Origin of the sequence: Acinetobacter sp. ABJ-A23_2 (assembly GCF_044538765.1) — a bacterium.
GTDB classification, from domain to species: Bacteria; Pseudomonadota; Gammaproteobacteria; order Pseudomonadales; family Moraxellaceae; genus Acinetobacter; species Acinetobacter nosocomialis_A.
Genome location: NZ_JBIUCP010000026.1, coordinates 44,618 through 54,858, shown reverse-complemented (window position 1 = coordinate 54,858; position 10,241 = coordinate 44,618). Strand labels below are relative to the sequence as shown.

The 10,241-nt window shown below is 39.7% G+C and carries 8 protein-coding genes; 7 read left to right on the top strand and 1 reads right to left on the bottom strand.

Features of this window, described 5'->3' with window-relative positions:
* The first annotated feature begins 627 nt into the window (after positions 1–627).
* The 7 genes from ACH63V_RS10630 (at position 628) to phnX (ending at position 8,725) form a co-directional block, all read left to right on the top strand.
* Entirely contained in the window at positions 628–1,350 is a 723-nt protein-coding gene (locus ACH63V_RS10630) for a UTRA domain-containing protein (protein WP_000434318.1), read from the top strand.
* 91 nt (positions 1,351–1,441) lie between these two features.
* On the top strand, positions 1,442–2,479 hold the full coding sequence (locus tag ACH63V_RS10625; protein WP_396463476.1) for a putative 2-aminoethylphosphonate ABC transporter substrate-binding protein: 1,038 nt from the start codon (positions 1,442–1,444) through the stop codon (positions 2,477–2,479).
* Between the two features lie 22 nt (positions 2,480–2,501).
* Positions 2,502–3,704, top strand: a complete 1,203-nt coding sequence (locus tag ACH63V_RS10620; protein ID WP_396463475.1) for an ABC transporter ATP-binding protein — start codon at positions 2,502–2,504, stop codon at positions 3,702–3,704.
* The gene (locus tag ACH63V_RS10615; RefSeq protein ID WP_396463474.1) at positions 3,698–5,407 is read left to right on the top strand and encodes a putative 2-aminoethylphosphonate ABC transporter permease subunit; all 1,710 of its coding nucleotides are present in this window, start codon (positions 3,698–3,700) and stop codon (positions 5,405–5,407) included. Before ACH63V_RS10620 ends, ACH63V_RS10615 begins: the two co-directional genes overlap by 7 nt.
* 99 nt (positions 5,408–5,506) lie before the next feature.
* Positions 5,507–6,661, top strand: coding sequence for a TIGR03364 family FAD-dependent oxidoreductase (locus ACH63V_RS10610; protein WP_098713286.1), 1,155 nt, complete (start codon positions 5,507–5,509; stop codon positions 6,659–6,661).
* Positions 6,662–6,687: 26 nt separating this feature from the next.
* Entirely contained in the window at positions 6,688–7,875 is a 1,188-nt protein-coding gene (gene phnW, locus ACH63V_RS10605; RefSeq protein WP_005132327.1) for a 2-aminoethylphosphonate--pyruvate transaminase, read from the top strand.
* A 34-nt stretch (positions 7,876–7,909) separates the two neighbouring features.
* On the top strand, positions 7,910–8,725 hold the full coding sequence (phnX, locus tag ACH63V_RS10600) for a phosphonoacetaldehyde hydrolase (protein WP_396463473.1): 816 nt from the start codon (positions 7,910–7,912) through the stop codon (positions 8,723–8,725).
* 223 nt (positions 8,726–8,948) lie between these two features.
* Here the strand turns inward: phnX and ACH63V_RS10595 are convergent, their stop codons facing one another.
* Entirely contained in the window at positions 8,949–10,199 is a 1,251-nt protein-coding gene (locus ACH63V_RS10595; RefSeq protein ID WP_396463472.1) for an MFS transporter, read from the bottom strand.
* Between the last annotated feature and the right edge of the window lie 42 nt (positions 10,200–10,241).

Below are 10,241 nucleotides of genomic sequence, written 5' to 3'. Positions count from 1 at the left end.
ATATTAATTAGATTGAATAAATAGTTGATTGGTATTTAACCTTAGAGGTGTGGCTATGGTTTTGCTTAATAAATCGACGAACTGGCCTTATCTTATTTTTTTAATTAAATTTGTTGTTTGAAATTTTGATTAAATTAAAATTTTATGTTTATTTTTAAATCAGGAAATTTTCTTAATATTTTAGTTTTTATTAAATGGGTAATGTCATATTAAGAGCTTTTAAATATAAGATGATGAGCTTGTCTTTTTAGTTGCTTAAGAAGGTTTGGGTTTTTATTGACCATACTATTCTAATTCTACAAGGCAGTAATATAGGAGGGCGGATATTGAGTGTTAGTGCAAATCCTCACTTCCTGTGTAAGAGTCAGTACAGAAATATGAATTTTTATCTTAAATAAGTGTCTCAATAAATATGATGTAATGACTAAGCTATGCCGTTTTCCTTGATAAACAGATGAGCCAAGGAAAGTTTACGCGTGCACACACGTTTTTTTATGGAAAAGCTGAATTGAAGAAAAGGGGGGAATAGGACGCATTTTGCTTAAAAGATCAGCATTAATAAAAGCTTTTGTCACATTTTTTCAGTATATTGCTATTAATTTCTTTATTTATAAATTCTAAGTTTGTATGGAACAGGACCAAGCACGCATACCTAAATATATTCCTATTCGCGATGCAATTGCCCACGATATTGAATCTGGCGTATTAGAAGCCCACGCAAAACTTCCATCAGAAAGAGTGCTTTCTGAACAATTTCAAACCACTCGTGTGGCTGCACGTGAAGCTTTGCTGGCTCTGGAAACTGATGGCTTGATTTATCGACTAGATCGCCGTGGTTGGTATGTTCGTTCTCCTCGTATTATTTATCACCCACAATCGACTAAAAACTTTAATCAGTTCGTGATTGAACAAGGCTATGAACCTTCTACAGAAGTGATTTCGAGTGAACTTACTCAAGCTACTTCTTGGGATGCCAAGCATTTAAAAGTTGAAAAAGGGCATCCGATTTATTCGGTTTGGCGACGTCGTTGTATTAATGGACGACCTGTTTTGGTTGAGCATTTACGGGTGAATGCCGAACTTTTTCCTGAGTTTTTAACTCATGATCTCAAGCAATCGATTACTTTACTGATGGCAAATCAATATAACTGCCATATCACCAGAGCTGACATTAACCTCTATCCAACGGCCTTATCGGAACAGCAGGCTAAAGCACTGCATGTCAATGTGGGAGCACTGGGTTTATATATTTGCCGTAGCAACAGAAATGAAGAGGGCGTGATTACCGATGTTGACCAAGAATATTGGCTACATGATGTTTTAGATTTACATTTCGAAGCGCGAGCATAAAAATACAATCTGGTTTAAACCAGATTAATTAAACTGTCATATAAACCTGTTGAAATACGATCATCAAATAATTGCATTCGATGGTTTGCAGATGAAACAGTATGTTCAACAGACAATTAAACTCGGTACTGCATCAGTTTTAGGTGTAGTAGTTGCTATTCAAATGGGATGTTCATCAGCAACATCAAAACAATCAGAAGAAATTACAGTCTATACGGCAGTGGAAGCCGACCAACTTAAGCAATACCAAGAAGAATTACACAAAGCCTATCCTGAACTCAAAGTAAAATGGGTACGTGATTCAACTGGTGTAATCACCGCTAAACTTTTGGCAGAGCAGAAAAACCCACAAGCGGATGTGGTTTTTGGTGTGGCTTTAACCAGTTTGCTGGTCATGGAAAAAAAAGACATGCTCGAGCCTTTTAAACCTGAAGGCGTGCAAAATCTAAAATCGGAATTTGTAAGTCAAAAATCTATACCAACGTGGACGGGTATGGATGCATGGGAATCTGCAATCTGTGTCAATAAAGTCGAATTAGAAAAACGTAAGTTACCGATTCCAAAAACTTGGAAAGATTTAACCAACCCAATTTATAAAAACCTGATTGTGATGCCAAATCCGGCTTCGAGTGGCACAGGCTATTTGGATGTCACGGCTTGGATGCAAATTTGGGGTGAAAAGCAGGCATGGGATTATATGCAGGCTTTAGATAAAAACATTTCACAATATCCTCACTCGGGTTCAAAACCTTGCAAGATGGCAGCACAGGGCGAAATCCCAATTGGTGTTTCTTTCGGCTATCCGGCATTTAAATTAAAAGCAGAAGGTGCACCTTTAGAAGTGGTTTATCCAACTGAAGGTTTAGGCTGGGAAATGGAAGCCTCAGCAATTGTGAAAGAAACCAAGAAATTAAGCAGCGCACAGAAATTTATAAACTGGTCGGTAAGCAAAGCGGCAAACGAAGCCTATGCCCATAACTTTTCAATGGTGGCCTATAAAGGCATTGAAAATACCACCATGGACTTCCCAAAAAACCTTCCTCAAATGCTCGTGAAAAATGATTTTTATTGGGCGGCCGAGCAGCGTGAACGTATTTTGGCTGAATGGTCAAAGCGTTTTGAAAAGTGATCTTTTGGATAAGGGCCTCATTATGCAAATACCTTCGTCATTGCAGTCATCGCTGCTAGGTCAAAATCCAAAAGGTGAGTTAGCAGGGCATTTATTGTCGACCTTAACGACCTATAAATATCCTGAACATGGCCCCTCAGTTTTAGAAGTGATGGATATTCAAAAAAAGTTCCAACACTTTCAGGCCCTAGCGCATATTAATTTAGACCTGAAAGCGGGCGAGTTCGTGAGCTTTTTGGGACCTTCTGGATGCGGTAAAACCACATTGCTACGCATAATTGCGGGTCTAGAAAAACCTGATTATGGAAAGGTTATAAAAAAGGGCGCAGACATTACGTTGCTCAGTGCTGAAAAGCGTCACTGCGGCATTGTGTTTCAGAACTATGCGTTATTTCCAAACTTAAATGTAGAAGAAAATATTGCTTTTGGCTTGGACAAAAAAAGATGGGATAAATCACAGCGTAGCCAACGGATTCAACAGTTATTAGAACTGATTGAATTACCCGATATTGCTAAAAAATATCCAAACCAATTGTCGGGTGGGCAGCAGCAACGTGTTGCGCTTGCTCGGGCAATTGCACCGGAGCCTGATATTTTACTGTTGGATGAACCATTGTCTGCACTTGATGCTCAGGTACGTCTAAACCTAAGACAAAAGATCCGTTCGATTCAAACGCAGCTTAATTTGCCAACCATTATGGTTACGCACGATCAAGAAGAAGCATTAAGCATTTCTGACCGTGTTGTGGTGATGAATCATGGCGTCATTGAGCAAATTGATACACCGCACAATATTTACTACAAGCCACAAACCCAATTCGTTGCCAAGTTTATTGGCACCATGAATTTTTTAAAAGCCACTTGCGCTGTACCGAATCAGCTCGAGGTTTTAGGTTTTATTCCTCTAAATTTGGAGCAACAAAAACTTAAAGCAGGGGAAAATTACAGCATTGGTTTTAGACCCGAAGCTGTCGAGTTGGTTGATGATTTTGGTAGTGATAAAGATTCGTTGTATTTGCCAGTTAAAGTATTAAGCACTGAATTTTTAGGTGCCAAGCGTCGTTTATTTTGCGCTATTCATATCGATGGAATTGAGCAGGAAAAACACCTTTTGCAAATTGAAATTGAAAATACCAAGTTCAAAACTTTGCAAGAACTGATGTTTATAAAAGTGCCTAATCAGCTCATTCATGTCTTTGACGAACAAGGGTACGCACTATGTTAAATGAAGCTGCTTCAGCGGTTTTAAAAACACAGCCGCGTCGAAAAACTGAATATTCATTAAGATCAAATGTTGCTTTGGCAGCCGTTGCAATTGCTTTGACTTTAGCGATTATTGCTCCTTTAATGATGCTGTTTGAAACAGCTTTTTTTGATGAAAATCAAAAATTTGTTGGCCTTGAAAATTTTTATAACTATTTTGCAAGTCCAGCTTTACTCAGTTCTGTATTTAACTCGGTGTGGGTTGCTTGTGCTGCTACTGTCATTACAGTATTTCTTGCCAGTATTTATGCTTTTGCCCTCACCAAAGTGAATATAAAAGGCAAAGGCTTCTTTAAACTGGTGGCTTTTTTACCCATTTTAGCGCCGTCACTTTTGCCTTCTTTGGCATTGGTTTATTTGTTTGGTAAGCAAGGTGTGTTTAAACCTTTGCTGGGCGATATTCAAATTTATGGTCCAATCGGTATTTTAATCAGTTACTGCTTTTGGCTATTTCCAGCAATTTTAATGTTAATGATGGTGTCTTTTCGCAGTGTCGATCAGCGTTTAATTGAGGCATCTTTGTCACTGGGTAAAAATATCTGGAAGACGCATTATCACGTCACACTACCTGCAATTCGTTATGGACTCATCAGCGCAAGTCTGGTGGCTTTTATTTATGTGTTGACCGATTTCGGAATTCCGAAAGTCATTGGCGGTTCATTTAACATGATGGCGCTTGATGTCTATAAACAGATTATTGGTCAGCAAAACATGAGCATGGGTGCGGTGATTTCTATCTTGTTATTGCTACCAGCAGTGTTTGTATTTATTTTTGATCGAATACAAAGCAAGCGGCATGCACGGTTTCAAGCCTTTCAGGCTAAACCTTATGTTTCAGCATCGAATAAAAAACTTGAAGTTGTTCTGAGCCTATTTTGTGGGTTGGTTTCAGGGGCAATTTTACTGATTATCTTTACGGCTGTGCTCGCATCTTTTATTCAGTCTTGGCCTTATGATTTGTCTTTGACCCTAGCACATTACAGTTTTGAATATGTCGATGGTGGCGGTTGGGCAGCGTACTTTAACTCGATTCGCATGGCACTCTTTAGTACTGTTTTTGGAACAGCACTGATTTTTATAGTGGCACTATTAACCGAACGTTTTAAGGCACATCAATTCATTAAAAACTATGTGCAAGCTTTGGTTTTATTACCACTTGCTGTGCCGGGGTTGGTGCTAGGTATTGCTTATATTTTGTTTTTTAACCTGCAAAGTAATCCGTTAAATGTGCTGTATGGAACCATGACCATTTTGGTGATTTCAACCATTGTACATTATTACACCGTGCCACACCTCACTTTAACCAATGCGATTAAACAAATTCCGCTACAGCTCGACCAAGCAGCAGAAACTTTAGGTACATCGAAGTGGAAAACCTTTTGGAAAGTGTATTTGCCTATGTGTTTTCCAGCGCTATGCGATGTATCGGTCTATATTTTTGTGAATGCCATGACCACTGTATCGGCTGCCATTTTCCTCTATTCACCAGACACCAGTTTAGCTGCGGTAGCTGTTTTAAATATGGATGATGCGGGAGACACGGTTGCTGCTGTTGCGATGAGCATTTTGATTTTAACCACCTCATGTGTTGTAAAACTCATTCATTGGTTATTTACCAGAAAAATTATGGCAAGAAGTCAGCAATGGCGTGAAAGCGCTCACTAAGTTTTAGCTAAACAATTTTTATTTAACCGATTGAAACGAAATGCTTTGTTCAACAAGGCAAGGGTTTGTTCATCCTAAATTTCGCAAATTGGAAGTCTTATGAATAACGCACAGTTTGATTTAATTGTTGTCGGAGCCGGTATTTTAGGTTTGTCCGCTGCAATACAGGCACAAGAACAAGGCTTGAAAGTTTGCATCTTCGAGAAAAATGCCAAACCTGTAGGGGCTACTCGCCGTAATTTTGGCATGGTCGGAACTTCGACCTTAACCCATCCAGAGCAACAGTGGCGAAAGTACGCGCTTGAAACGCGTTCTTTTTATCAGCGTATTCAAACTGAAACCGATATTTCGTTTGCTCAACGCCAAGGTGTCTATCTGGCAAACACGGCACTTGAATGGCAGGTTTTAAATGAGTTTGCCGAACGTGCAAATAATTACCAAATTCCAGTTCATTTGTTTAGCCATGAGGAATTGGTCACCCAATTTTCTTATTTAAATCCTTCGCAGCAGTTTCAAGGCGGTTTGGTTTTTGAAGAAGATTATTCGGTCGAACCGCATGTGATTGGGCAGCGACTATTGGCATATGCCGAAAGAAACGGTGTAGAGATTTATACCAATGCCTGTGTTGTTCAAACCCAATATCAGCAGGAAAGTTGTCAGGTTCGTTTGGCAAGTGGCGAGGCATATCGGGCAAATAAAGTTTTGATCTGTCACGGCGAAGTCATCGATGTTTTATATCCAGATATCTTACAAAGCTTAAATCTGAAACGTTGTGGCTTACAAATGGCCCTGACTCAACGGTTTCACCAAAAACTAAATGCTTCTCTTTATTCAGGCTTATCTATTTCACGCTATCCAGCTTTTGAAATTTGCCCAAGTCATGCCGAGTTAGTTAAAGCATCGCAGCAGGGTTTCATTAAAGAATTCGGTATTCATATTCTGATTAAACAAAACGAATTTGGCCAACTGATCATAGGGGATAGCCACGAATACCATTCAATTAATGAAGCGCCTCAGTTCGAGCAGCGTGAAGAGATTAATGAGTTTATTCAAACGTACTGCCACGAAAAACTAGGGCTGACTTTACCTCCAATTCAAAAACGCTGGAATGGTTATTACCTGACCCATGAACATGAGTTGGCCTGTTTCACTGAAGCTGAAAAAAATATCTTTCTGGTGAGTGCAATAGCTGGCAAAGGCATGACTACAGGGGCTGGCTTTATGAAAGAAATATTAGAACAAAATATTTACTAGTTTGTCATCTGGTTTAAACCAGATTGATGTATATTGAAATGAACGCGAAAGAAATGAGTAACATTATGAACATGCAACCCCAACTCGATATGGATTTAGAGAACAAGTATTTGCTTCTTACTCCAGGACCATTATCAACATCGGTAACAGTACGCCGTGCAATGCAAAAAGATTGGTGTACTTGGGACCAAGAATACAACTCGCTGGTACAAGATATTCGCTCTCGTCTAGTCAACTTAGCAACCAGCCAACCTGAAAAATATACGGCTGTGTTAATGCAAGGCAGTGGAAGTTTTGCTGTGGAGTCTGTACTTGGTTCAGCTATTCCGCGTGATGGCAAAATCTTGATCATTAATAACGGCGCATATGGTGCACGTATGGTGCAAATGGCGCGTTGCTTAAATATTGAAGTTGTAGAGCTGAACTATTTAGAAACTCAAACACCAGATTTACAAGAGATTGAGCGCGTTTTAGAAGATAAAACCATTAGCCATGTTGCTTGTGTGCACTGTGAAACCACCACTGGTATTTTAAATCCGATTCAAGACATTGGCCGTTTAGTTAAAGCAGCAGGAAAAATCTGGATTGTGGATGCCATGAGTTCATTTGGTGGAGTACCTATGGATATGGCTGAGCTTGAAATTGATTTTCTAATTTCAAGTGCAAATAAATGTATTCAAGGTGTTCCGGGCTTTGGCTTTATTTTGGCAAAGCGTGATTGCCTAGAAGCATGTAAAGGCTTGGCACGTTCGGTCAGTCTCGATTTGTATGACCAGTGGAATACGATGGAGCAGCATAACGGTAAATGGCGTTTTACCTCGCCAACCCATGTGGTACGTGCATTTTATCAAGCATTACTTGAGCTTGAGACAGAAGGCGGTGTTGCTGCACGTTATCAACGTTATTTACAAAACCAACAAACCTTATCTAAAGGTATGCAACAACTTGGCTTTGAATTGGTGCTCGGTGAAGAGTGCCCACAATCACCCATCATTACCACTTTTCTTTACCCAACAGCCGAGAAATTTAGCTTTCAGTCATTCTATGAAACGCTAAAAAAATCAGGCTATGTAATTTATCCGGGCAAAGTCACAGATCTCAACTGCTTCCGTATAGGCAATATTGGCGAAGTTTATATTCAAGATATTGAAGGGCTTCTTGCTGCAATTGCGAGCTACTGCGAAAACCACCTAAACCAAGCTGTAACAGCATAATTTTTTAAATCATTTGCATTAAAGGGAATACACCATGACGACCAACAATACACAAATTCAGGCTGTGGTTTTTGACTGGGCTGGTACAACTGTAGATTTTGGCTCACGCGCACCAATTTTAGCTTTTATGGCTTTATTTAAAGACAATAAAGTTGAAATTACGGTTGAAGAAGCGCGTGCGCCCATGGGATTGGAGAAACGTGATCATATTGCAGCAGTTTTAAAAATGCCGCGTGTAGCAGCGGCATGGCAGGAAGTATATGGGAAACCTGCAACTGAAGCAGATATTGACCGTTTATATAAAGACTTTATTCCATATCAATTAAATTCTATTCCGAAATGTTCTGCTTTAATTCCGGGTGCATTAGAAACGTTTGAAAATATTAAAAAGCGTGGTGCAAAAATTGGCAGTAACACGGGCTATGCATCCATGATGATTGGTCGTTTAGTTAAAGATGCTGCTGATCAGGGTTACCGACCGGACTGTATCGTTACTGCCAGCGACGTGAAATATGGCCGTCCATATCCTGAAATGCTATGGAAAAACTTAATTCAACTCGATGTATCTGACATCAAAACAGTTGTAAAAGTGGATGATACCGTGGTGGGTATTGACGAAGGTTTAAATGCCGGATGCTGGACAGTAGGACTTGCGATTAGTGGTAACGAAGTCGGTTTAAGCTATGAAGAGTGGATTGCGCTATCGGCAGATGAACAAATTGTGCTAAAAAATAAGGCCTATCAAAAAATGAATGCATCGGGCGCTCATTATGTGATTGATAGTGTCGCTGACTTACCGAATGTACTCGATGATATTGAACGCCGTTTGGGGCAAGGGGAACGACCTTAAACAAATGTTTCGGTCTATAAATTTTTAAGCTTAGCTCCCTTGGGAGCTAAGCTTACCTAAAAAATTAAAATGAAGAGTAATAAACTCTACATATGTGGAAATAATGAATAACTTTGAGGAGTAAATTCCTTATTTCCGGCTAACGATCCAAACCATGTGTTTAGTTCGTTAGACCATCAATCCTATAGTCATAGGACCTATAGGATTTTTTGTGATGGATCTTTTACGACTTTTGAGGGTCGTATATTTTTTCTTTAATGAATAGGGCTGGTATCACACCACAAATCAGGTAGGCAGCACCCATCACGACAAAACCTAAACCAATTGAGCCGCCAGAGGCTAAGAAACCAATCGTTGCAGGAGCCAAAGCAGCACCTAAACGTCCAACGTTATAAGCACCACCAATGGCTGTACCGCGGATTGCTGTTGCAAAGCTTTCGGTCATGTAGGTTGCATTTACGCCATAAGGGATGCCGTAGAGGAAACCAAAAGTGACTAGTAAATATAGAATGTTGCTTGGTGAGTTATAAAAAACAATTAGAGGTAGGAAAATAGCAGTACCGATTGCGCCAAAAGCATAGGTAAAACGACGTCCTAATTTATCTGCCATCATGCCCGCAAGGACTTTACCTAAAATCATGGCGGTATATGTACCTACCATATAGGCAGTCATTTCCTTAAATTTCATACCCAGTTCGCTTTCTAGATATGAAGGCATCCAGTTATTTACGCCATAGTAACCAAACTGTAAAAAGCCAGCGGTTAACGCCCATAAGATAAACATATTGCGGTTTCGTTTATCTTGGAAAATGAGTTTAAATGCCGAAGTTTTCGATGCGTTTTGAGTCACAACAGGTTGTTGTAGTCGAGACTTTTGCCATGCTTCTGGTTCTGGTACAAGAATATGCATGAGAACAGCAATAATGACGGGAATAATCGCAACATAAAACAGCATGCGCCAGCCATGATCAGGAATAATCCAACCTGCAAGCAAAGTCGCAACAATATATCCTACGGTCCAGCCAGCTTGTAGCGTGCCGAGTACCGTGGTTCGGAAACGTGTTGGTACATATTCGGCCATGAGGGTATTACAGGCAATATAAAGTGAACCCAAACCAAGCGATGCAAAAAATCTTAAAATACCAAACTGCAGAAAGCTCTGGGTAAAACCTAAACCACAGGTGAGGAGTGAGAAAATTAAAATAGAAATAACAACAATGCGCACGCGACCAAATTTATCGCACGCCCATCCCCCAAAAATTCCACCAACAGCCATACCTGCTAATGTAAAACTGCCGAGCATACCTGCTTGTACTGAACTTAATCCAAAATCTGCCTTAATACTATTTAAGCTATAAGACAGCAGCATCAAATCTGCACCATCTACCAATAGTGCTAGAAATGCAAAAATAAATGCTATTTTCCATGTATGAGGCTGTATACGGGAAAAACCTTCTTTGTAATTTGTAGCCATAATCCATTACCTACATTTGATTGAAAGCACTTCAAGTCGTTT